This is a genomic window from Acinetobacter sp. M5A5_2a (genome assembly GCF_053345265.1).
Window position 1 is genome coordinate 431,442 of the sequence record NZ_JBKEZV010000003.1, and the last position, 21,061, is coordinate 452,502.

Sequence of the window (21,061 nt, forward strand, 5' to 3'; positions counted from 1 at the left end):
ATAAGAAGCTCATTAGTGAGCTTCTTAAACTTTGACCTCTACATGAAAATGATTTGTACCTAACTCGATAAATTCGATTTCACAATCAATAAATTTTTCAATCATGGCTGCTTGAGTACGAGAGTGTTCGCTAATACATTGTGCGGTGAACTCACCACCTTGACCTAAGGCCAAAGGCAATAACAACTGATCTGCTAAATACTCATCCACAGCAGCATTAGATTCCGTATATTGCTTCACTTTTTCGGCCAAATGATTGGCAATTTGTTCTGCACTTTTTCGCATTTCGCCTAAAGAGGTAAATAGCTGGGTATGATGCTTATGTTCAAGTTTGACATACACCGTATTGCCTTGGCTGATTCCATTCAGCTGAAATTGCTTTTGTGTATCCAATTTCAGTCTTTTATTTAAAGTCGCTAATTCTCGTTGTGCAATTTGCGCTTCTTCTGAAAGATTTAATACTGCTGCAAAAGCCTCAGTACATTGCAAAGCACCACGATCTAATAAATTTAAGCTGTTTCGATGTTGCCACGGCTGAATCGTAACTTGAATTTCACCTGCACCAATAGGAAAGAAGCCTGCTTTATTTAATTTAAAGTCGACGTGAATTCCAATTTTTGTTAGAGCAGGTAAAAAGCACTGTTCAATAAAATCCGCCGTTGGTGCAAGCGGGTTATGTGTGCCACCTGAAATAGTAAGCTCAGAGATTTCATTTTGTAATAACAAAGCAGGTAGAATAGTTTGTAAAACCAGTGTTGTACTACCTGCGGAGCCGATTTGAAATTGATATTTCCCACTTTGAACATGTTGAGGTGCGAAATATAACCGTTGGCTATGTAACTCAGTACCTTCAACATAAGCTTGGCTAATTTGTTGAGATGCCTGTACACAAACCAAATGTTGACGCATTAAACCTGGTTTTTTACGCCCAGCACGTATATTAATTAATTCAAACGGCTGGCCTGTAATCATTGAAAGTGCAAGGGCAGTTCTTAAAATCTGTCCACCACCTTCACCTTGTGAGCCATCAATTTGAATGGTTGTTAGCATATTTGCCAAAACTTTATTCACTTCTATTTTCCTTATTTTTTCATTTAATTGAACATACTGTCAGTACATGGTAGTGCGAAGTAACGTGTAACTTTGCTTTCGGCAAAGGTTTACAAGGTGCATAGTGCTGAGCCTGATAAGTGAATATCGGTGCACGGCTCACATGCTGCCATAGCCGCCTGAATTATTTTCAATCCCTCAGATCGGAGTAACGCAGGATCTTGTACTCGCCCAGTATGCTCAAACTTTGATTGTGAACTAAATTCACAAAATCTGTTGTTTACTCAACTAAATCGATCTGCCAATTGGCAGCTTGAATTTTGATGTTTAAGTCACGGAGTTTCGCACTGATATCATCCGCCTGCTTTTGTAAGCTAGAAACAGGAATGACTTTCTTCCACTTAATTTCACGTGAGCTGTAACGATCAGGTTCACGATGCGTATTGGTAATCGCATCCATTAAGATCTTATGCTGTTCAGCATAACTATCTCTTAAGCTCAGTAGTGATAATAACGTTTTTCCATCTTCTAACTTTGCTTGAGCATTGGTTAGATGAATACGATAAATCAACTGATTGCTTTCTTGGGTTAAAGCAAACACCTGTTTGATGAGTTCATTAGGGTCTTCACTTGGTTCATCGCCATCTTGTACCAATACATTGGCATTGATTCGTTGCTTTAACGAAGCGAGCTTTTTTTGTTGATCGCTTCGAAGTAAAAGTGCTTCTGCGAGTTTCATTTTATTTACCTTTTATTCAATATGCACAATCACTAAGTTCGAAATATCTTCTAATTGCATAGTAGTTTTTGCACATTCAGTAATGTCTTCTAAAGTTTCATCTTCATGCCAAGTTGTCATAAAGCAATGATCGGCTTGTGGTTGATAGTTATAAAGAACTAGATATGTTTCATCTAGGACATCATGCCAAACAGAACACTCATATCCTGTAACCATCGCTTGAATACAGAGTTTGGAATAGACAATCTGCTCACAAATCCAATTACGCCATTTAGGCAGAATTTGATCGGTTTCCACAACCAAAAGGATGTAATAGGGTTGTTCAGGCAGAATCAGATGCTTTTCTTCATTTGCCCTGATTCTATAGCTTCGAATATTTAAACAACCTTTTTCCATATTTAACCCTTAACACACACCACTTGTCTTAATGTATAAACCACTTCAACCAAATCGCTCTGAGCTTTCATTACATCTTCAATCGGTTTATATGCCGATGGAATTTCATCAATAACTGCAGCATCTTTACGGCATTCCACACCTTCAGTTTGTGCAATCTGATCTTCCACAGTAAAACGTCGTTTTGCTTCAGTACGACTCATAACACGGCCTGCGCCATGCGAACATGAGCAGAAAGATTCCTGATTTCCAAGTCCACGTACAATAAAGGACTTTGCACCCATTGAGCCTGGAATAATTCCGTATTCACCTAGACGCGCACGGACTGCACCCTTACGGGTAACCATTACTTCTTCACCGTAGTGTTCTTCCTTTTCCACATAGTTATGGTGACAGTTCACTGCTTCCAAACGTGCCTGAAAAGGCTTTGGTACAATAGTCGCCAAGGCTTTAATCGCAGATTGCATCATGATTTCTCGGTTCTTCATCGCAAAGCGTTGAGCCCAACCTACAGCAAACCAGTAATCATCAAAGTGTTCAGTGCCTTCGACTAAATATGCTAAATCTTTATTTGGTAAATTAATGAAATGCTTCTGCATGTCTTTACGGGCAAGTTCGATAAAATGATTACCGATAGCATTTCCTACACCACGGGATCCTGAGTGCAACATAATCCAAACATGTTCATGTTCATCTAAACAAATTTCGACAAAGTGGTTTCCTGTACCTAAAGTTCCCAAATGCTTGCGGTTATTGGTGTTTTTCAAACGTGGATGTTTGGCACAAATGTATTCAAAATCTGCAACCAAATTCGCCCAAGCTTGATCTACCATTTCTGGTGGAGTTTCCCATGAACCACGATCTCGCCCGCGTTTAGTCATTCCATGTGGAATTAAACGTTCAAGTTCAGTACGTAAAGAATGTAAGTTATCTGGTAAATCTGAGGCAGTTAAACTTGTACGGGTTGCCATCATTCCACACCCAATATCTACACCCACAGCAGCAGGAATAATTGCCCCTTTGGTTGGAATCACACTACCAATAGTTGCGCCTAAACCGAAGTGTACATCTGGCATGACAGCCATCCATTTATAAATAAAAGGCATTTGAGCAGTTTGCAATAATTGTTGTTTTGAGTTGTCATCAACAAGCACGCCTTTAGTCCACATTTTGACTGGCATAGTTTTTTCATTTTGCAGAACTTGGTAAGCACGTTCTTGCTGCTTTTGTTCAAATTGAGCTTGTTGGTTAATTTCTTCAATGACAGACATTTTCTTTTCCTTTCAAAGCCTGCCTGCCAAGCGTTTGCAGGCAGGTGTTATTCACAATATCCCAATGATGTTGTGTGCTTTGTACTATTGCACTGAGTGTGCCAACTTTTTTAAAAAGCACTTAATTTAAATATAAGTTATTGAAAATAATATATAAAAATAATTAGTTTCTCTGTGTGACTAATTTTTATTGGAGATTTTAATGTTTAATATATATCTAAAAATATATTTAAATATCTTTTTGGATATATATTATTAATGAGCTTTACGATTTTTATCGACTTTTAAAAGCTGTCCAGCTTCGTTTAAAGTAAAATCATCAAAATCATTTGCTAAATAAAAATGACCTTTATAAAACTGGCGAACTTCTTCAGCAATAGCGTGCTGTCCAGCTTTATCCTGATGTCTAGGGCTAAAATGCGTCAGAATTAAATTACCCAGAGATTGCTGCTCTGCAAATTCAGCTACCATTTTTGCTGAGCTATGCATTGGACCTTTTCCTACTTTATCTAAAACCGTTTGCAAGTAAGTTGATTCGTGAATAAGGAGTTGAGCATCTTTGCAAGCGTCAGCTAATAGCTCTGGTCGGTCATTATCTCCACCTATAACTGCATGAATTTGCTGGTTTTGAACTTTGATAAAGTCTTGAGCTTTTAATGTTTGTCCCTCAAATTCAATATTGTAGCCTCGTTTTAAATGGCCCCACATATCGCCTTGAGGTACGCCTAACTGAGTTAGAGCTTGGGTATCTAACTTCTTCTGAATAGATCTTATATAAATGCTAAAAGCAAAACTTGGAACACGATGGCTTAGTGGGTGTGCTTGAACAATGAATTCATCGGTGATCTGTTGTGGCTGAGTTGCTTCATTCACATCAATAAATTGGAGTGAATAGGACAAATATAAATCTGTAAGTTGGGCGGTGATTTCAAACCATTGCTGAATTTCTTTTGGTGCAATCACGATTAATGGTTTGCTGCGGGCATTCATGCCTGCACTTGCAAGTAAACCAACTAGACCATAACAATGGTCGCCGTGAACGTGTGTAATACAAATGGCAACTAGGTTTTGTAAGGAAAGTTTGGCTTGTTGAATGCGGTGTTGTGTCCCTTCGCCTGCATCAATTAAAACCCAGTCCTTATTCTTGTTATTGCGAACTGCTAATCCTGAAACATTACGTGTCAGGGTGGGTACACCTGAAGATGTGCCTAAAAAAGTAAAATGAAGCATATTCTTGGAATTTTTTGGTCAAATGCGTATTGTATATTATAGACACTTATAAAATTTTATAGAAATTATGGCGGATGCAAAGAAAACAGTCGTTATTGGCTTTGTCGGTTCTACACTTGATCAGGGAAGAAGGCCAGATCGCTGGCAGCGTTGGCGTCCTACAATTAGCCTGTTAATGCATGAAGATTTGCTTGTAGATGAATTGGTGTTGTTACATGATCGGCAACATCATAATTTAGTTAAATCTATAGCAGCAGACGCGAAAGAAATTTCTCCACAAACACAGATTTCTGGACATAAAGTCAGTATTAAAGATCCTTGGGATTTTGCAGAGGTATATGGGGCACTTTATGATTTTGTAAAAACATATCCGTTTGATGTCGAAAAAAATAACTATTTATTGCATATCACTACGGGAACACATGTTGCCCAAATTTGTTGGTATTTATTAGTCGATGCACATTATTTGCCAGCTCAACTTATTCAGAGTTCACCTAATCAACAAAAGACCCCAGAAGGTGAATATAGAATTATTGATCTGGATTTATCTCGATACGATGTTTTAAAACAGCGATTCGATGATGAACTAAAGCAAAATTGGCAACAACTTAAAGAAAATATTTCTACTCATAATAAAGCGTTTAATCAGCTTATTGAGGAGGTTGAATTAGTTGCAACCCGCTCTAGTGCGCCTATTTTAATTATGGGTGCAACAGGTGTTGGTAAGTCTCATTTGGCAAAACAGATTTTTCAGTTAAAGAAAGATAAATTTCAATTAAGCGGTCGTTTTATTGATGTTAACTGTGCGACTTTACGCGGTGATAGTGCCATGTCCACTTTATTTGGTCATATAAAAGGTGCATTCACAGGAGCAGCAGCTTCTCGTGCTGGTCTACTAAAAAGTGCTGACCAAGGCATTTTGTTTTTAGATGAAATTGGTGAGTTAGGGCTTGATGAACAAGCAATGCTTCTTAAAGCGCTTGAAGACAAAAGCTTCTTTCCAGTTGGAAGTGATAAGGAAATTCAGGCAGATTTTCAGCTGATTGCGGGTACTAACCGTGATTTACGTAATGAAGTTCAGGCAGGTCGTTTTCGTGAAGATTTATGGGCCCGTTTGAATACATGGACATTCTTTTTACCAAATTTAAAAGACCGTATAGAAGATATTGCTCCTAACATTGAATTTGAGCTACAACGTTTTGCAGCAATTCATCAAAGACAATTACGTTTTCAACGTGATGCTTTAGAAATGTATTTAAAATTTGCTAAATCAGCAGATGCATCATGGCAAGGAAATTTTAGAGATTTAGCCGCAAGCGTGACTCGTTTAGCAACTTTATCGCAAGGTGAGTTAATTCGCCGTGAAACTGTAGAAAAAGAAATTCAACGGTTAAAGCAACTTTGGCTTATTCAGACCGCATCTTGCAATGATGGAAATAGAGATGCAGACATTCTATTGAACTATTTGAGTTCTGAACAACTAGAGCAAATAGATGAATTTGACCAGATTCAATTACGTGGGGTACTTAAAGTTTGTGAAAATTCAAAATCAATGGCAGAGGTGGGAAGACAACTCTTTTCAGTGTCTCGTCAACAACGTAATACAACGAACGATAGTGATCGAGTGAAAAAATATTTGGCCCGTTTTGGATTAAGTTGGAATAATTTTTAGTAGTTACAGGGCTTATGAAATGATGGACATAGACTCAATCTATGTCCATCAAACTATTGTTTATTTCATAATAATAAAGCGTGTAATGATTTGGCGAAGCTGTTTTAAATAGCCTGTAAAGAAGTGGTTAGCGCCAGGTAAAATCGTAATTGGGTGCTTTTGAGGTTTTGCCCATGCAATTGCATCTGAAAGCAAGGTAATATCATCTTGCTCACCATGAATGAGTAGAATATCACCTTGAATTTCTGGAGTTTTATAGTGGCGCAAACCCACTACGGTAGCCGTTGGTAAACCACACAAAATTAACTGTACAGGTCGTAATTCAGGATTAAGCTGTGCAAAGCATTTTGCCAAAACATGTGAGCCGAAGCTAAAGCCGCCTGCATAAAATGGCAAGCCTTCATGTAGCTTACGAACATGTTCAATTACGGCTAAAATATCTTCGGTTTCGCCATGACCTTCATCATGAATACCTTCACTGCCGCCTAAGCCACGGAAACTAGGGCGATAAACAATACAGCCATATTCATTAAAGATTTGGGTTAAAAGGGCAGGGACTTTATGTTGAGGGGTTCCACCTTGCAATGGATGCGGATGGCAAACAACCGCAAAGCCTTTGATTTCACCTTCAGGGCGGTCAACGAAAAGTTCAATTTTACCTACTGGACCCTGGATGAAAGTTTGCTCAGACATATAAGAACCGCTAAATAACAATACGTGATGCTATTTTACCGATAGTCGTCATTGAAAACACGAGTTAGCATTAAAAAATATCTACTGTTATAGTTGGGATTAAGAATAATTTTTTCAGGTTGTCTATGCTTGCTTTAATTTCTCCTGCAAAAACTTTGGATTATGAAACAGCGTTACCTACAGATGAGTTTACTCAGCCTCGGTTGTTAGAACACTCAGCACAATTAATTGAGGTTTGCCGAAAACTCTCTGCTTCCGACATTGCCAATTTAATGAGTGTCAGTGAAAAAATTGCCACACTAAATGCAGACCGATTTAGAGATTGGAAGCCTGAATTTGATTTTTCAAATGCTCGTCAGGCGATTTATGCGTTTAAAGGTGATGTGTATACAGGTTTGGATGCCTATAATTTAAAAGATAAAGATATTGATTTTGCACAGCAGCATTTACGTATGCTATCTGGCTTATATGGTTTATTACGTCCTTTAGATTTAATGATGCCTTATCGTCTTGAGATGGGCACTAAATTAAAAAATTTACGTGGTCATAATTTGTATGAGTTCTGGGGTGAAATTATCACGAACCAGATTAATGAAGACTTGGCGGCAATTAAATCTGAATTACTCGTAAATCTTGCTTCAGATGAGTATTACAAATCGGTCAACGAGAAGAAAATTAAGGCTGAAATTGTGAAGCCTGTTTTTCTTGACCAGAAGAATGGCAAATATAAAGTCATTAGTTTCTATGCGAAAAAAGCACGCGGTTTAATGGCTCGTTTTATGATTGAAAACCAATTAAATAAAGCTGAAGATATTAAAGCGTTCAACACCGATGGATACTACTTTGATGCTGAAAACTCATCAGCAAAAGAGCTAGTATTTAAACGCGATGAGCAATAGTCCTGAGCGTGGTTAATATATGATGATGCAGCTTTACTTATTAAAACTGGAACATGTTTGGTTTGAGCTGCATCAGCATTATCATTTTTCTGAGCCACAAAAAATCTTAAATATACTCATCGCTGCTTATAGTGAAAAGCAGCGGGCCTATCATACTGTTCAACATTTATATGAATGCTTAGCTTTACTCGAATCAGTTCGATCTGATTTGAATGATGCCTATGCGGTTGCATTGGCACTTTGGTTCCACGATGCGATCTATAACCCACAAGCTAAAGATAATGAGCTTAAAAGTGCTGAGCTTTTTGAGCAATGTATGGCTCAAGATTTACCAGTAAATACCGTTCAGAAAATAAAGCAGTGGATTCTTGCCACGCAAAAGCATATACCGACTGATGAGTTAGATTTACAATTTTTATTGGATATCGATTTAGCTATTTTGGCAGCAACTCCAGAACGTTTTATGCAATATGAACAGCAAATTCAGCAGGAATATGCTTGGGTCGATCCAGAAGTATATTCAATCAAAAGAAAAGAAGTTCTAGTGCATTTTTATCAGTCAGACCCACTTTATCAGACAACTTATTTTCAACAGAATTTTGAGTTAAGAGCAAAGCAAAATTTACAGAGGATATTAGGCATAGCCTAAGTAAATATAAGAATTTAGATCTGTTGATTTGAATAAAGCGATATAGATTTTAAAACTTTTAGAAAATTAAAAATGGTTATATGAGGGAGAGAGGAACCACTGAAAAATCAGTGATTCCTTAGAAATAAATTATTTAAAGAAATAACCTGTTTCTGGTGAGCTTGCATTTGCCATACGTTTACGTGGCATGCGACCAGCTAAAAATGCTTCACGCCCAGCTTCAACAGCTTTTTTCATTGCAGAAGCCATTAAAATAGGGTTTTGAGCCGCAGCAATCGCAGTATTCATTAATACGCCGTCACAACCGAGTTCCATAGCAATTGCGGCATCACTTGCTGTACCAACGCCTGCATCTACCAAAACTGGCACTTTTGCATTTTCTTTAATAATTGAAATAGTATGTGGGTTTAAAATACCTAAACCTGAACCAATAAGACTGCCTAAAGGCATAATTGCAACACAACCCATACTTTCAAGTTCTTGAGCAATGATCGGGTCATCAGAGGTGTAAACCATAATCTCAAAACCATCATCAATCAAAGTTCGAGCTGCTTTTAAAGTTTCGGTTACATTTGGATATAAGGTCTTTTCGTCACCCAAAACTTCAAGTTTTACCAAGTTGTGACCGTCTAGAAGTTCACGCGCTAACATACAAGTACGAACTGCGCTGTCAGCATCAAAACAACCTGCGGTATTTGGCAAAATTGTATACTTTTCTGGCGGAATGACAGAGAGTAAATTTGGCTGATCTGGATGTTGTCCAATATTCACACGGCGGATTGCAACAGTAACGATTTCTGCACCACTCGCTTGAATGGCTAAATCTGTTTCATTTAAGTCTTTATATTTGCCAGTTCCTACCAATAAACGAGATTGAAAAGAACGTGAACCAATAATGAGAGGGGTGTCTTGCATGGATAACTCCGACTTAGCCGCCGCCAACAGCGTGAATAATTTCGATACGGTCATGTTGAGCGATAGAAATCTGCTCTAATTTGCTTTTTGGAATAATTTGCTGGTTGTATTCGACCGCAAATCTTTTTCCTTCAAGTGCCAAAGCCTGAATGAGCTGCATTAGGTTTTGACAAGGCGTGTCCGTTAATTCGCCATTTAAATAAATTTGCATGATCACATTCCAATTATTTTGCGTATTTGAGGGCATTCCAAGCCAAAACGAGCCATCCAGCTATCATAAATGCTCCACCAATTGGGGTAATTGCCCCTAAAATTCTCGGTAATCCAAGCGCCATGATATAGAGTGAACCACAGAAGAATAAAATACCAATCTGAATCAATATGAATGGCAATTTAATGGGGAACGTAAGGATAACTTTGCTTAAAATACCAAGTGCTAAGAGACCTAAAGCATGGTAGAAAAAGTAGTCGGTTGCAGTATGCCACCAAACAAGTTGCTCAGGACTCGCATGAGCTTTAAGACCATGTGCTCCAAAAGCACCCAACATGACTGCAAAGGCAAGATTAAGGGCTGAAATGGCAATCCACATAACAAAAAACGCAAATGAATAATGAAGGGCAACGTTATCATAGATTGGGTTGGCTAAACATAGCCAGATAAAACAAAAGGGCTAATCGCCCTTTTATTTTTAAACTTATTTTAGCTTGCAGACATGGCAATTTTAATTTTTTCCATTGCATTCTTTTCAAGCTGACGAATACGTTCTGCTGATACATTATATTCGGCCGCTAACTCGTGGAGAGTAGATTTGTCATCATCTAACCAACGACGTTGTAAAATATTACGCGAACGGTCATCTAACTGATCCATTGCATTATGTAGGGCAGATGTACTTTGCTCTTCCCAGTCCTCATTTTCGACTAAACGGGCTGGATCATAGCGATTATCTTCAAGATACAATGCCGGTGCAGTATGTGGGGTGTCATCATCGTCGTCGCCTTGAGCTTCGAAAGCAGCATCATAAGCGGTTAAACGACCTTCCATCTCCAGAACTTGTTCTGCAGTTACATTTAAATCATTCGCAATCGATTGAGCTTCTTCGAGCGTTAATTTTTTACTCGATTTTTTTAAACTACGTAAATTAAAAAATAATTTACGCTGTGCTTTGGTCGTTGCAATTTTGACAATACGCCAGTTACGGATAACGTATTCGTGAATTTCTGCCTTAATCCAGTGGACGGCAAAAGATACAAGACGCACGCCCATATTTGGGTCGAAACGCTTCACGGCTTTCATTAAGCCTAAATTACCTTCTTGAATAAGGTCGCCTTGTGGTAGGCCATAACCTGCATAGCTGCGCGCAATGTGAACGACGAAACGTAAATGCGACATTACCAGCATTTTTGCGGCATCAAGATCTTGGTCATAATAATAACGTTCAGCAAGTTCTTTTTCTTGCTCGGCCGTTAAAATAGGAATCTGATTGACAGTACTGATATATGCACCAAGGTTTACACCGGGCGCAGACAATGACAGGGGCATCAATTGATTGCTGCTGTCACTCATGATTTCTCCTTATAGGATCGGATGGGATAACCAATAAATTCATCTTAGTTTGAATCAGCTTCATAATTAAGGAAAATTGGGTAGAGAAATGTAAAATTTTATGCAATTTCTAATCTTTTAGTTTATCAAAGAATTATTGAGTTTCAATTAAATAGTGAAATTCTCTTTCGGAGATATGTGTGGTTTGACACATAAAATGATGCAAACCACAGTAACGAGTTACATCTATTTCACTATGGGGGTCAGAAGATTTTAATAAAAATAGCTGTTTACCCGATACTTTTTTGAGTTCGCGTTTAAGCATTAATAAAGGCATCGGACAAGGTTGGCCCAAGGCATTAATTTCAATAAGTGCTGTAGTAGAAGAAGTGTTGGTCATTCATCATCAAAACAACTAAAAAGATTATTCTAACAAATTTTTTTATAAACGCCGCACATTTTATAAAAGAAGAAACAAGCAATTACCTATAAAAAATATTGTAATAAGCTGTTTAAAAAAAGGACTAAAAATAGGGGGAATATTTGAAAAAAATTCTATTAATTGTCATAAACCCGTGGTAAGCTCGAACCGTTTTAGGATTTACCACACACTTAAATTGGTTTAAAAATCCTATAACAAATGGATGTAACCGGAAATTGTTGATAGTTTCACAGAATGATTACAAGCTTTAAGATTATAAATATTTTAAAAACTTGTTTGCTCTGCTGTTTGCAACACCGGAAGGTCCTTTTTTCAACATCTGAGGATTGACTTATGACAGCTCGCGAACAAGGCGTAGTAAAGTGGTTTAACGACACTAAAGGTTTTGGCTTTATTCAACGTAACGGCGGTGACGACGTATTCGTTCATTTCCGTGCAATCGTTGGTGACGGTCACCGTTCTTTACGTGACGGCCAACGCGTAGAATTTAGTGTAGTACAAGGTCAAAAAGGTTTTCAAGCTGAGAACGTTCAGCCTTTAGACTAATTCATCTTTTGATGAATCACGGACGCTCCAATTTTTGAATTGGGGCGTTTTTGTTTATAATGATCTTCTCATTAGAGAGATTGTTTGTTAGAGCACGTATTTATGACATCTGGTTTTGAAACCTTGAATTTACATCCGCAACTTAAAAAGGCGATTGATGCTTTAGGGTTTAAGCAAATGACCCCGATTCAGCAAAAGGTTTTAAAATATACGTTGGGCGGGCATGATGCAATTGGTAGAGCACAAACAGGAACAGGTAAAACTGCTGCTTTCCTTATTAGTGTAATTAATGACTTGTTACATAACCCGATTCAAGAGCAGCGCTTTCGTGGTGAGCCACGTGCCTTGATTTTGGCGCCTACTCGTGAATTGGCATTGCAAATTGAAAGCGATGCGAAGTTACTCACAAAATTTTCAGATTTACACGTCGTGACACTATTAGGTGGTGTAGATTTTGATAAGCAAAAGAAACAGCTAGATGCTAATTTTGTCGATATCATGGTTGCCACGCCTGGGCGTCTAATTGATTTTGTAGAACAAAAAGAAGTTTGGCTCGATCAAATTGAATTCCTAGTCATTGATGAAGCAGACCGCTTATTGGACATGGGTTTTATTCCGTCTGTAAAACGTATCGTGCGTTATTCCCCGCGTAAGGAAGAACGTCAAACCCTCATGTTCTCGGCTACTTTTAGTTATGACGTGCTTAATTTGGCCAGACAATGGTTGTTTGAGCCAATCACTGTTGAAATTGAGCCTGAGCAAAAAACCAATAACGATGTTGAGCAACGTGTTTATGTAGTAGCTAAACAAGATAAATATCGTTTGCTACAAGATATTTTACGTGAAGAGCCTATCGATAAAGTCATGATTTTTGCTAATCGACGTGATCAAGTACGCCGTCTTTATGATCATTTAAAGAGAGATGGGTATCGGGTCGGGATGCTTTCAGGTGAAATTGCTCAAGATAAACGTTTAAAAATGTTAGACCAGTTTAAGCAGGGTAAAAATAACATCATGATCGCAACTGATGTTGCTGGCCGTGGTATTCATGTTGATGGCGTATCTCATGTGGTTAACTATACCTTACCTGAGCAGTCAGACGACTATGTACACCGTATTGGTCGTACAGGCCGTGCTGGGTCACAAGGTGTAAGTATTAGTTTTCTTTCAGAAGATGATGCTTTTTACTTGCCGGAAATTGAAAAAGCAATTGGTAAGAAATTGCCATTAACCCGTATAGAGGGTTATTGCTAATAGAAAAATCCCAATCATTTGATTGGGATTTTTTTTGATTAATTAATTTTGCAATAGAAAGTAAGTGTTGTTTGATAATCATCATCTTTTGCTAGAGATGCATTTTTACCAGTTAATGTACCAATCACACCAGCTGCTGCTTCAACCATTTGGCCTGTTTTCTCGCTTACTACATCTTTTAATACACCGTTGTATGTTGTTTTTTCATCTACAACAACGGGCGTAGTATTTTTTGAACAAGTTTTTTGAGCGGCAATAATCGCATTATTTTTTGCAATTAGATTTGTTTTACCAATGCCTGTGACTTCAAATTGATTATTTTCTTTTTGAACCGCCAAGGTGTTTTTAGGGGTAGTGGCACAAGCTCCTAGTAATAAAACAACACTGCTCAACGCACTCGCTAAAATTATTTTTTTCATGTTTCACCTAATATCGTTAATCGTCAAAAGATCTCACTATTTGAACACAAGTTTTCTAATTGACTTTGAAGACGTTGTATTAGTTTTGATGTTTTGTCTTAAAAATATGTCAAAGCATGAGCTCGTTGTTTTTATGTTCTAGATACAATGGTGGATTATCTGTAGATTATGCTAATCTATTTTGAATTTTTTGAGTTAGATCAATATTAATGACGGATTCAGCAACACACATAATTCATCAGAATATTCACCAACGTCAATCTATTGGCCAATTGATTGAGCCTGCACCAAATGCAGATCAATTAGAGTTGGCTTTTCAAGCTGCTTTAACTGCTCCTGATCATCATAGACTTAAACCAACACGTTTTGTTGTTATCGAGGCTGAACAACGTGCTGCATTTGGTGAGGTTTTAGCAAAAGCACTGGCTGATTTGGGTGAAACTGACTCAGCGCAACTTGAACGAGTTAAGCAACATCCTTTCCGCGCGCCTTTACTCATTTTAGCGCTTACGCAATTGCAAGATCATCCTAAGGTTCCGCATTTTGAACAGATTTTGAGTACTGGGGCTGCCGTACAAAACCTTTTATTGTCTTTACAAGTTCAAGGTTTTTCCACCATGTGGCGTAGTGGCGCGGTTGTTGAATCAAATTGGTTAAAACAGCATTTAGGATTGCAACCACATGATTTAATTTCAGGTATTATTTATGTGGGCACAGCAGCTAAAGCGATTGCACCGCGTGCAGAGATTGAAAGTAAAGAATTTGTAAAGGTTTGGCAGGCTTAACGAGCCTCAAAAGTAAGAAATAGGATAATAAAGCATGGCTGAATTTAAGTTTACAGATTTAGTGGAACCCGTTGAGGTTGATAAAAAAACAGCATTACGTATTACTGTTTTAGGTGGAGGCAGCTTTGGTACGGCTATGGCCAATTTAGCTGCACGTAATGGTTGCGATACCATGATCTGGATTCGTGATGCCGAAACAGCAGAAGAAATCAATAAAACTCATATTAATAAACGTTATTTGCCAGACTTTGTTTTAGAGTCATCATTACGCGCTGTGTCTGATCTAGAACAAGCCGTGTGTGATCGAGATATTATTTTGGTGGCAATTCCTAGTCATTCATTTCGTGATGTATTAAAACAAATTGCGCCTTTTATTACTGCGCAAGCGGTTGTCTCTCTAACGAAGGGCGTCGAGGCTAAAACTTTTAGCTTCATGAGCGATATTATTCGTGAAGAATTGCCAGAAGTTCCTTATGGTGTGTTATCTGGACCAAATCTCGCTAAGGAGATTATGGCAGGTATGCCATCTGGTACTGTTATTGCCAGTGATTCTGAGTTAGTTCGTTATGCTGTGCAGCATGCTCTTCATAGTGCTTTATTCCGAGTTTTCGGTAGTGATGATGTGCATGGTGTTGAATTAGGTGGCGCACTTAAAAATATTTATGCAGTTGCAATGGGAATTGGTGCTGCTTACAAGATTGGTGAAAACACCAAGAGTATGATTTTAACGCGTGCCTTGGCCGAAATGAGTCGTTTTGCAGTCAAACAAGGGGCAAATCCGCTAACGTTCTTAGGTTTATCTGGTGTTGGTGATTTATTTGCAACCTGTAATAGTCCTTTAAGCCGTAATTATCAGATTGGTTATGCTTTGGGTTCAGGTAAAACACTTGACCAAGCGAGTAAAGAGTTGGGGCAAACAGCTGAAGGAATTAATACAATTGTTCAGGTGCGTGGTAAAGCAGAAGAACTAGACGTATATATGCCTATTACCAATGCCTTATATGAGGTTATTTTTGAGGGTGCGCCACCTTTAAATATTGCCTTATCTCTTATGAAAAATGGACACCGTAGTGATGTTGAGTTTGTTTTACCTCATCATGAAGTCTGAAGAAGAAATGTCATAAATTACGGTTATAATGCAAGAATTATTAACAAGGAATATTTATGCAACTGACATTGGTTCGTCATGGGGAAGCCGCTCCTCCAGTGAATGGTAATGACACTAAACGTCCACTTACCGCTCGTGGGCATGCTCAAGCTGAGCAGACAGCAACATTTTTAAAAGATATTGTTAAGCCTGATATTTTTGTAGTTAGTCCTTTATTGCGTGCTCAAGAGACATTGGCGCATATTCAAGCTTATTTTAAAGATGTTCCTGTGCTGTTATGCGATAAAATTAAACCAGATGATAATGCGAAAGAAGCAGTTGAGTGGTTGTCTCAGGTTCCTTATGAGTCAATTGTAGTCGTGTGTCATATGAACGTGGTAGGGCATATTGCTGAACTGCTGACACATGAAAACTTTAATCCATTTGCACTTGCCGAAGCTCGAATTTATGATCAGGCTGTTATTGCAACTGGTTTATCAACACAAAAAAATAGTTTTATACCCACAATATAATTAAAAAGGTCATTTAGCCCATTATGCTGTATTTATGGATGCCTGAAACCAATGGAATATGGCATTGGTCTAACGGAGAAAACTGGTTGCAGGCAGCAAGTCTTGATCAATTAATACAAGACCTGCAATTACATCAAGGAAAAGAAGCTGTCATCTTTTTCCCTAGTCGCCATGCTCAGGTACTCCAGCAGCACATGGCAAAGTCTCATTACAAGCAACTAGGGGCAGATGGTGTTAAATATTTGCTTGAAGAATTTGTAACTTTGCCTATTGATCATATGAAAGTGGTGCATCATTTTCATGCTGATCAATTAACCGTATTGGGAGTGGCAAAAACAACAGTTGAAACATGGCAGCATGCAATGGCTTTACTGCCTATTAAACTCGTTGCTTTATTGCCAGACTTTCTGATTTTACCGGAACCTCAAGAGCAGCAAGTGGTCTTATGTAATATTGACCAGAAATTACTTGTGCGTGAAAGTAAATGGGTGGGTAATTCACTAGATGATTTAGCATTATTTTTAGAGTTTCAATCAGTCGAAACTCATTATCAATATAGTGGTTTAACAACAGAGCAACTCGAAAGTTTGGTGGCAGCATCAGATGCCGAGCATCATTCTGAATTTATCTATCAATTTCAGGGTTTAGATAAACCTAAACAGCATCCTTTTAATGTTCTGCCTAAAGCTAAAGGGCAAGAGCATACGGTTTCTGGTTATTGGAAAGCGTGTGCCGCTATTGTTTTAGCCATTATAGTAGTTCAGTTTAGTTATGATTTTTTGCGTTGGATAAAGTTAAGAAATGTGGCTAATCAAACTGCCGAACAGACGGTCGAGCAATATAAATATTGGTTTGGTCCTTCAAGTCGGGTAAATGAGCAAAATATAAAAAGCCAATTTGAAAGTCATTTACGCATGAGTAAACAAGGCGATACACAAGCACTTTCTTTATTGAGCCGTGTTGGTCCTATTTTAATGCAAAGACAAATTTTAGCTCAGCAGTTAGCTTATGATGCATCAACACTAACTATGGCATTAAAAGCAAAGTCGGCAGATGATTTGCAAGCTTTAACACAGCAACTTAACCAGCAGGGATTCAAAGCTGAGCTAGGTAATGTTCAAGCCGATGGTGGTGGGGCAATTGGGGTGGTGAAAATACAATAATGAAAATGATAACTCAATTGCAAAACCGCTTTGACCAGTGGATTGAACAGGTCATTCAATATTTAGACCGTTTGACTGTGCGTGAGCGGGTTATGGTGGTCTTTACTACAATTTTTGTTGTGGTTGCCATTGTGGGTGCTTCACTTTGGAAAATGCATTCCTTGGCAGAGCAACAGCAAAAACGGTTAAATGATTTAAAAGATTTAATGGTATGGATGCAGAGTAATGCAGTTACCATGAAACCAGCGAATGAACTCGAATTAGGCCAATCGGAAAAAATACAACGAGTAGCTCAGCAACAAGGCTTAACGGTCACTTCTCAACAAAATGGTGAGCAGTTACAAATTATTGTTACTCATCAGAATTATGCAATTTTAGCGAACTTTTTAACCCAACTTGCGCAAATGGGCTTAAGTATTGAAAAAATGGAAATGGTTTCAAGTGATGGACAGATTAAATTAACAGCGACGGTTCAATAACATATTAAAATATGGTGTTCTTAAGCATGGTGTTTTGTGCTACCTGTGCCTATAATATGCCTACCTAAAATCAGTAGACTGTGATTGGTATGTTATATTCACTTGCTCGCCCGATGTTGTTTAGTTTAGCACCAGAGCGTGCCCATGAATTAACATTATCTATGCTTGATAAAGCACATAAGTTCGGCCTGCTACGCCAAAGCGTAGAATCAAAACCAACAACCTGTATGGGAATTGAATTTCCAAATCCGGTAGGTTTAGCGGCTGGACTTGATAAGAATGGTGCACATATTGATTCTTTAGCCGGACTGGGTTTCGGTTTTATTGAAATTGGAACAATTACACCTCGTCCTCAGTCGGGTAATCCACAACCACGATTGTTCCGTATTCCTGAAGCGAAAGCCATTATTAACCGCATGGGTTTTAATAATGATGGTGTTGATAAACTTGTTGAGAATGTCAAAGCTTCAAAATTTAAAGGAATTCTAGGTATCAATATTGGTAAGAATGCAGATACGCCTGTAGAAAAGGCTGTTGATGATTACCTGATTTGCCTTGAGAAAGTTTATAATTACGCTTCTTATATTACCGTTAATATCTCATCTCCAAATACTAAGAACTTAAGAAGTTTACAAAGTGGTGATGCATTAACTGAATTATTGCAAACCTTAAAAGAAAGACAACTTGAGCTTGCCGAGCAATATAACCATTATGTTCCTTTGGTTTTAAAAGTTGCGCCTGATTTAACAGCAGAAGATGTTGAGTTTATTGCAGCGCAATTATTGCAATTTAAAATTGATGGTTTAATCGTTACCAATACGACTTTATCTAGAGAGGGTGTAGAAAATCTTCCTTATGGTAATGAGTCGGGTGGCTTATCAGGTGCGCCTGTTTTTGAAAAAAGTACCGAATGCTTACGTTTATTTGCCCAAACGTTAAAAGGACAAATCCCGTTAATTGGCGTGGGTGGAGTTTTGTCGGGCGAACAAGCAGTAGCCAAACAGCAAGCTGGAGCAACACTAGTACAGATCTATAGCGGATTGATTTATACCGGTCCTATATTAGTAAAACAATGTGTTGCAGCCATGACTTAAGTGAATATGAACACAATTGATATCATCATTCTGATACTTTTGCTCATTGGGGGGCTAAACGGTTTGCGACAAGGATTTATCAAAGCCTTTGCGAACTTGGTAGGATGGATCATTGCATTAATTATGGGTGCAAAATATGCTGTCCTTCTTGCGCCGTCCATGTCAGGTTTAAGTCATGATCCGGTTGTTCAAAAAATTGCAGCTTTCGCATTTATCGCACTTATGATCATTGTTTTAACATGGATCGTCACTGCATTTTTAAATGGCCTCTTGAAAAGTCTGAAATTGGGGCCATTAAATCGTTTAGCGGGTGGTGCTTTTGGTTCTTTAAAAGGCTTGTTGGTTGTGTTGATTACAATGCAGGGTGTAGGGCCTTGGGTTGAAAGTTCACCACACTGGAAACAGTCCAAACTTATACAATTTTTATTGCCTTATGCGCCTTTAGCTACCGAATTGTCTAAAGATGCAGCAAGTGAGGCACTTCATCAAATAACATCTGGAGGTAGTGCATCAAGCACCCCTTCAAAACCAATGGACGAATCGGAAGATTTAGAAAACCGATCCGACCATTCGACAAAGAATCCTTTTTATTAATTCCTAGCTTGTCTGCGAGGTTGCTATGTGTGGAGTTGTTGGTATAGCCGGTAAATCGCCAGTGAACCAAATGTTGTTTGATGCTTTAACGATGTTGCAACATCGTGGGCAAGATGCAGCTGGAATAGTAACCTGCCATGAAGGCCGTCTTTTCCTTCGTAAGGATAACGGTATGGTGCGTGATGTTTTTCATACTCGTCATATGAGAGCATTACTTGGTAATTATGGTATTGGCCATGTACGTTACCCAACTGCTGGTTCTGCTAGCAGTGCTGAAGCACAACCATTTTATGTGAACTCACCTTACGGTATTACGCTTGCACATAATGGTAATTTAACCAATGCTGAAGACATTCATGATGACCTGTTTAAAACAGATTTACGTCATATGAATACAGATTCGGACTCAGAAGTTCTTTTGAACGTATTCGCGCATGAGTTGCAGAAGAACGGTACTTTAAACCCTACACCAGATGATATTTTCCATACAGTTACTCGTGTACACGAGCGCTGTCTAGGTGCATATGGCGTAGTGGCGATGATTACCGGTCATGGTTTAGTTGGTTTCCGCGATCCAAACGGTATCCGCCCACTCATTTATGGTTCACGTATGACTGAACAAGGCGAGATGGAATACATCATCGCTTCTGAATCAGTTGCTATTACAGCGCTTGGTTTTAAAATTGAGCGTGACATTGAACCTGGTGAAGCAATTTTTATCACTGCTGATGGTGAATTGTTCACAAGACAATGTGCGGCTAATCCAAAATACCGCCCATGTATTTTTGAATATGTTTATTTTGCACGTCCTGATGCCATCATTGACGGAATTTCAGTTTATAAAGCCCGTTTAAAAATGGGTGAAAAGCTTGCTCATAAAATTTTACGTGACTGGGGTGAAGACCATGATATTGATGTGGTTATTCCAATCCCAGATACGAGCCGTACTTCAGCATTAGAACTTGCAAATATTCTAGGTGTTAAGTTCCGTGAAGGTTTTATGAAAAACCGTTATATCGGTCGTACCTTCATTATGCCAGGTCAGCAACAGCGTAAAAAATCTGTACGTCAGAAATTAAACCCTGTTGAGTTGGAATTTAAAGGCAAGAACGTTTTATTAGTTGATGACTCAATTGTTCGTGGTACAACCTGTAACGAAATCATCCAGATGGCGCGTGATTCTGGTGCAAAAAAAGTATACTTTGCATCAGCTGCACCTCAGGTTATGTATCCAAACGTTTACGGTATTGATATGCCTGCTAAAACTGAGCTAATTGCTTCAGAACGCAGTGTAGAAGAGATCCAAGAAATTATTGGTGCGGATCGTTTGGTTTTCCAAGAATTGGAAGACTTGAAAAATGCTGTACGTACGAGCAAAGTGCCTGATCTAACTGAGTTTGATTGCTCTGTATTTGATGGAATCTATGTAACAGGTGATATTGATGGTGCTTATCTAAATAATTTGGAGCAGAAGCGTAATGATTCTGCTAAAAAGAAAAAAGATGGTTACATTGATGTGAATGTTGACGCAGCTTCTGTAGATCTAACAGGCATTAAAGAAGAATAGGAATAGCTGAAAAAAGCGGGTGTTTCCCGCTTTTTTCT

At 38.4% G+C, this 21,061-nt stretch carries 25 protein-coding genes; 13 read left to right on the forward strand and 12 right to left on the reverse strand.

Annotated features, from left to right (window positions below; genetic code table 11):
* Positions 1–24: 24 nt before the first annotated feature.
* The 5 genes from rtcA to ACLBWE_RS06580 form a co-directional block, all read right to left on the reverse strand.
* Positions 25–1,071 carry an RNA 3'-terminal phosphate cyclase gene (gene rtcA / locus ACLBWE_RS06560; RefSeq protein WP_447601848.1) on the reverse strand — a complete coding sequence of 349 codons (1,047 nt, stop codon included), beginning with the start codon at positions 1,069–1,071 and terminating at the stop codon, positions 25–27.
* 259 nt (positions 1,072–1,330) lie between these two features.
* Positions 1,331–1,789 carry a DIP1984 family protein gene (locus ACLBWE_RS06565; protein WP_447601850.1) on the reverse strand — a complete coding sequence of 153 codons (459 nt, stop codon included), beginning with the start codon at positions 1,787–1,789 and terminating at the stop codon, positions 1,331–1,333.
* A 12-nt stretch (positions 1,790–1,801) separates the two neighbouring features.
* Positions 1,802–2,185, reverse strand: coding sequence for a DUF7684 family protein (locus ACLBWE_RS06570; protein WP_198495434.1), 384 nt, complete (start codon positions 2,183–2,185; stop codon positions 1,802–1,804).
* A 2-nt stretch (positions 2,186–2,187) separates the two neighbouring features.
* Complete coding sequence (locus tag ACLBWE_RS06575) at positions 2,188–3,456, reverse strand: RtcB family protein (protein WP_447601853.1); 1,269 nt, start codon at positions 3,454–3,456, stop codon at positions 2,188–2,190.
* A gap of 255 nt (positions 3,457–3,711) precedes the next feature.
* Complete coding sequence (locus ACLBWE_RS06580) at positions 3,712–4,686, reverse strand: ribonuclease Z (protein WP_447601855.1); 975 nt, start codon at positions 4,684–4,686, stop codon at positions 3,712–3,714.
* A gap of 67 nt (positions 4,687–4,753) precedes the next feature.
* Here ACLBWE_RS06580 and rtcR point away from each other — a divergent pair, with 67 nt between their 5' ends.
* Positions 4,754–6,358: an RNA repair transcriptional activator RtcR gene (gene rtcR / locus ACLBWE_RS06585; protein ID WP_447601857.1), complete on the forward strand. Its 1,605-nt coding sequence runs from the start codon at positions 4,754–4,756 to the stop codon at positions 6,356–6,358.
* A 60-nt stretch (positions 6,359–6,418) separates the two neighbouring features.
* Here the strand turns inward: rtcR and ACLBWE_RS06590 are convergent, their stop codons facing one another.
* Positions 6,419–7,051, reverse strand: a complete 633-nt coding sequence (locus ACLBWE_RS06590; RefSeq protein ID WP_004643457.1) for an alpha/beta hydrolase — start codon at positions 7,049–7,051, stop codon at positions 6,419–6,421.
* Between the two features lie 125 nt (positions 7,052–7,176).
* Between ACLBWE_RS06590 and yaaA the strand changes: the two genes are divergently transcribed.
* Both yaaA and ACLBWE_RS06600 read left to right on the forward strand, forming a co-directional pair.
* Entirely contained in the window at positions 7,177–7,950 is a 774-nt protein-coding gene (gene yaaA, locus ACLBWE_RS06595) for a peroxide stress protein YaaA (RefSeq protein WP_447601859.1), read from the forward strand.
* Positions 7,951–7,969: 19 nt separating this feature from the next.
* Complete coding sequence (locus ACLBWE_RS06600) at positions 7,970–8,599, forward strand: HD domain-containing protein (RefSeq protein WP_447601861.1); 630 nt, start codon at positions 7,970–7,972, stop codon at positions 8,597–8,599.
* 129 nt (positions 8,600–8,728) lie between these two features.
* Here the strand turns inward: ACLBWE_RS06600 and ACLBWE_RS06605 are convergent, their stop codons facing one another.
* From ACLBWE_RS06605 to ACLBWE_RS06625, 5 genes are all read right to left on the reverse strand, one after another.
* Entirely contained in the window at positions 8,729–9,514 is a 786-nt protein-coding gene (locus ACLBWE_RS06605) for a thiazole synthase (protein ID WP_005039404.1), read from the reverse strand.
* A 13-nt stretch (positions 9,515–9,527) separates the two neighbouring features.
* Positions 9,528–9,725, reverse strand: a complete 198-nt coding sequence (gene thiS, locus ACLBWE_RS06610) for a sulfur carrier protein ThiS (protein WP_003650729.1) — start codon at positions 9,723–9,725, stop codon at positions 9,528–9,530.
* A gap of 13 nt (positions 9,726–9,738) precedes the next feature.
* Complete coding sequence (locus tag ACLBWE_RS06615) at positions 9,739–10,104, reverse strand: DUF423 domain-containing protein (RefSeq protein ID WP_004643452.1); 366 nt, start codon at positions 10,102–10,104, stop codon at positions 9,739–9,741.
* 110 nt (positions 10,105–10,214) lie between these two features.
* Positions 10,215–11,081, reverse strand: coding sequence for an RNA polymerase sigma factor RpoH (gene rpoH, locus ACLBWE_RS06620; RefSeq protein ID WP_003650733.1), 867 nt, complete (start codon positions 11,079–11,081; stop codon positions 10,215–10,217).
* A gap of 133 nt (positions 11,082–11,214) precedes the next feature.
* Positions 11,215–11,460, reverse strand: a complete 246-nt coding sequence (locus tag ACLBWE_RS06625) for a sulfurtransferase TusA family protein (protein ID WP_004643450.1) — start codon at positions 11,458–11,460, stop codon at positions 11,215–11,217.
* A 375-nt stretch (positions 11,461–11,835) separates the two neighbouring features.
* Between ACLBWE_RS06625 and ACLBWE_RS06630 the strand changes: the two genes are divergently transcribed.
* Together ACLBWE_RS06630 and rhlB are read left to right on the forward strand one after the other, a co-directional pair.
* Positions 11,836–12,048: a cold-shock protein gene (locus ACLBWE_RS06630; protein ID WP_000126912.1), complete on the forward strand. Its 213-nt coding sequence runs from the start codon at positions 11,836–11,838 to the stop codon at positions 12,046–12,048.
* Between the two features lie 102 nt (positions 12,049–12,150).
* Entirely contained in the window at positions 12,151–13,302 is a 1,152-nt protein-coding gene (gene rhlB, locus ACLBWE_RS06635) for an ATP-dependent RNA helicase RhlB (protein WP_003650737.1), read from the forward strand.
* A gap of 38 nt (positions 13,303–13,340) precedes the next feature.
* On the opposite strand, the gene ACLBWE_RS06640 is transcribed toward rhlB, so the two are convergent.
* On the reverse strand, positions 13,341–13,721 hold the full coding sequence (locus tag ACLBWE_RS06640) for a hypothetical protein (protein WP_447601868.1): 381 nt from the start codon (positions 13,719–13,721) through the stop codon (positions 13,341–13,343).
* 209 nt (positions 13,722–13,930) lie between these two features.
* Here ACLBWE_RS06640 and ACLBWE_RS06645 point away from each other — a divergent pair, with 209 nt between their 5' ends.
* The 8 genes from ACLBWE_RS06645 (at position 13,931) to purF (ending at position 21,023) form a co-directional block, all read left to right on the forward strand.
* Positions 13,931–14,506: a nitroreductase family protein gene (locus tag ACLBWE_RS06645; RefSeq protein ID WP_017388001.1), complete on the forward strand. Its 576-nt coding sequence runs from the start codon at positions 13,931–13,933 to the stop codon at positions 14,504–14,506.
* Between the two features lie 34 nt (positions 14,507–14,540).
* A complete protein-coding gene (locus ACLBWE_RS06650) occupies positions 14,541–15,614 on the forward strand; it encodes an NAD(P)H-dependent glycerol-3-phosphate dehydrogenase (RefSeq protein WP_133972567.1) in 1,074 nt (357 codons plus the stop codon).
* A 56-nt stretch (positions 15,615–15,670) separates the two neighbouring features.
* The gene (locus tag ACLBWE_RS06655) at positions 15,671–16,126 is read left to right on the forward strand and encodes a SixA phosphatase family protein (RefSeq protein ID WP_003650745.1); all 456 of its coding nucleotides are present in this window, start codon (positions 15,671–15,673) and stop codon (positions 16,124–16,126) included.
* A gap of 23 nt (positions 16,127–16,149) precedes the next feature.
* Positions 16,150–17,289, forward strand: coding sequence for a type II secretion system protein GspL (gene gspL, locus ACLBWE_RS06660; RefSeq protein WP_348948205.1), 1,140 nt, complete (start codon positions 16,150–16,152; stop codon positions 17,287–17,289).
* A complete protein-coding gene (gene gspM / locus ACLBWE_RS06665; protein ID WP_309949260.1) occupies positions 17,289–17,768 on the forward strand; it encodes a type II secretion system protein GspM in 480 nt (159 codons plus the stop codon). Before gspL ends, gspM begins: the two co-directional genes overlap by 1 nt.
* Positions 17,769–17,857: 89 nt before the next feature.
* Positions 17,858–18,862: a quinone-dependent dihydroorotate dehydrogenase gene (locus tag ACLBWE_RS06670; protein ID WP_447601872.1), complete on the forward strand. Its 1,005-nt coding sequence runs from the start codon at positions 17,858–17,860 to the stop codon at positions 18,860–18,862.
* Between the two features lie 6 nt (positions 18,863–18,868).
* A complete protein-coding gene (locus ACLBWE_RS06675) occupies positions 18,869–19,456 on the forward strand; it encodes a CvpA family protein (protein ID WP_045430238.1) in 588 nt (195 codons plus the stop codon).
* 25 nt (positions 19,457–19,481) lie between these two features.
* Complete coding sequence (gene purF / locus ACLBWE_RS06680) at positions 19,482–21,023, forward strand: amidophosphoribosyltransferase (RefSeq protein WP_003650754.1); 1,542 nt, start codon at positions 19,482–19,484, stop codon at positions 21,021–21,023.
* Positions 21,024–21,061: the final 38 nt, after the last annotated feature.

Excerpts from the sequence above, each read along its gene's own strand:
- ACLBWE_RS06600 (WP_447601861.1), top strand. The coding sequence starts at position 7,970 with ATGATGATGCAGCTTTACTTATTAAAACTGGAACATGTTTGGTTTGAG.
- purF (WP_003650754.1), top strand. The coding sequence starts at position 19,482 with ATGTGTGGAGTTGTTGGTATAGCCGGTAAATCGCCAGTGAACCAAATG.
- ACLBWE_RS06575 (WP_447601853.1), bottom strand. The coding sequence starts at position 3,456 with ATGTCTGTCATTGAAGAAATTAACCAACAAGCTCAATTTGAACAAAAG.
- ACLBWE_RS06650 (WP_133972567.1), top strand. The coding sequence starts at position 14,541 with ATGGCTGAATTTAAGTTTACAGATTTAGTGGAACCCGTTGAGGTTGAT.
- ACLBWE_RS06580 (WP_447601855.1), bottom strand. The coding sequence starts at position 4,686 with ATGCTTCATTTTACTTTTTTAGGCACATCTTCAGGTGTACCCACCCTG.
- ACLBWE_RS06675 (WP_045430238.1), top strand. The coding sequence starts at position 18,869 with ATGAACACAATTGATATCATCATTCTGATACTTTTGCTCATTGGGGGG.
- rhlB (WP_003650737.1), top strand. The coding sequence starts at position 12,151 with ATGACATCTGGTTTTGAAACCTTGAATTTACATCCGCAACTTAAAAAG.
- ACLBWE_RS06640 (WP_447601868.1), bottom strand. The coding sequence starts at position 13,721 with ATGAAAAAAATAATTTTAGCGAGTGCGTTGAGCAGTGTTGTTTTATTA.
- ACLBWE_RS06630 (WP_000126912.1), top strand. The coding sequence starts at position 11,836 with ATGACAGCTCGCGAACAAGGCGTAGTAAAGTGGTTTAACGACACTAAA.
- ACLBWE_RS06625 (WP_004643450.1), bottom strand. The coding sequence starts at position 11,460 with ATGACCAACACTTCTTCTACTACAGCACTTATTGAAATTAATGCCTTG.
- ACLBWE_RS06655 (WP_003650745.1), top strand. The coding sequence starts at position 15,671 with ATGCAACTGACATTGGTTCGTCATGGGGAAGCCGCTCCTCCAGTGAAT.
- thiS (WP_003650729.1), bottom strand. The coding sequence starts at position 9,725 with ATGCAAATTTATTTAAATGGCGAATTAACGGACACGCCTTGTCAAAAC.
- ACLBWE_RS06565 (WP_447601850.1), bottom strand. The coding sequence starts at position 1,789 with ATGAAACTCGCAGAAGCACTTTTACTTCGAAGCGATCAACAAAAAAAG.
- ACLBWE_RS06570 (WP_198495434.1), bottom strand. The coding sequence starts at position 2,185 with ATGGAAAAAGGTTGTTTAAATATTCGAAGCTATAGAATCAGGGCAAAT.
- gspL (WP_348948205.1), top strand. The coding sequence starts at position 16,150 with ATGCTGTATTTATGGATGCCTGAAACCAATGGAATATGGCATTGGTCT.
- ACLBWE_RS06670 (WP_447601872.1), top strand. The coding sequence starts at position 17,858 with ATGTTATATTCACTTGCTCGCCCGATGTTGTTTAGTTTAGCACCAGAG.
- yaaA (WP_447601859.1), top strand. The coding sequence starts at position 7,177 with ATGCTTGCTTTAATTTCTCCTGCAAAAACTTTGGATTATGAAACAGCG.
- gspM (WP_309949260.1), top strand. The coding sequence starts at position 17,289 with ATGAAAATGATAACTCAATTGCAAAACCGCTTTGACCAGTGGATTGAA.
- ACLBWE_RS06645 (WP_017388001.1), top strand. The coding sequence starts at position 13,931 with ATGACGGATTCAGCAACACACATAATTCATCAGAATATTCACCAACGT.
- ACLBWE_RS06590 (WP_004643457.1), bottom strand. The coding sequence starts at position 7,051 with ATGTCTGAGCAAACTTTCATCCAGGGTCCAGTAGGTAAAATTGAACTT.
- ACLBWE_RS06605 (WP_005039404.1), bottom strand. The coding sequence starts at position 9,514 with ATGCAAGACACCCCTCTCATTATTGGTTCACGTTCTTTTCAATCTCGT.
- rpoH (WP_003650733.1), bottom strand. The coding sequence starts at position 11,081 with ATGAGTGACAGCAGCAATCAATTGATGCCCCTGTCATTGTCTGCGCCC.
- rtcR (WP_447601857.1), top strand. The coding sequence starts at position 4,754 with ATGGCGGATGCAAAGAAAACAGTCGTTATTGGCTTTGTCGGTTCTACA.
- ACLBWE_RS06615 (WP_004643452.1), bottom strand. The coding sequence starts at position 10,104 with ATGTGGATTGCCATTTCAGCCCTTAATCTTGCCTTTGCAGTCATGTTG.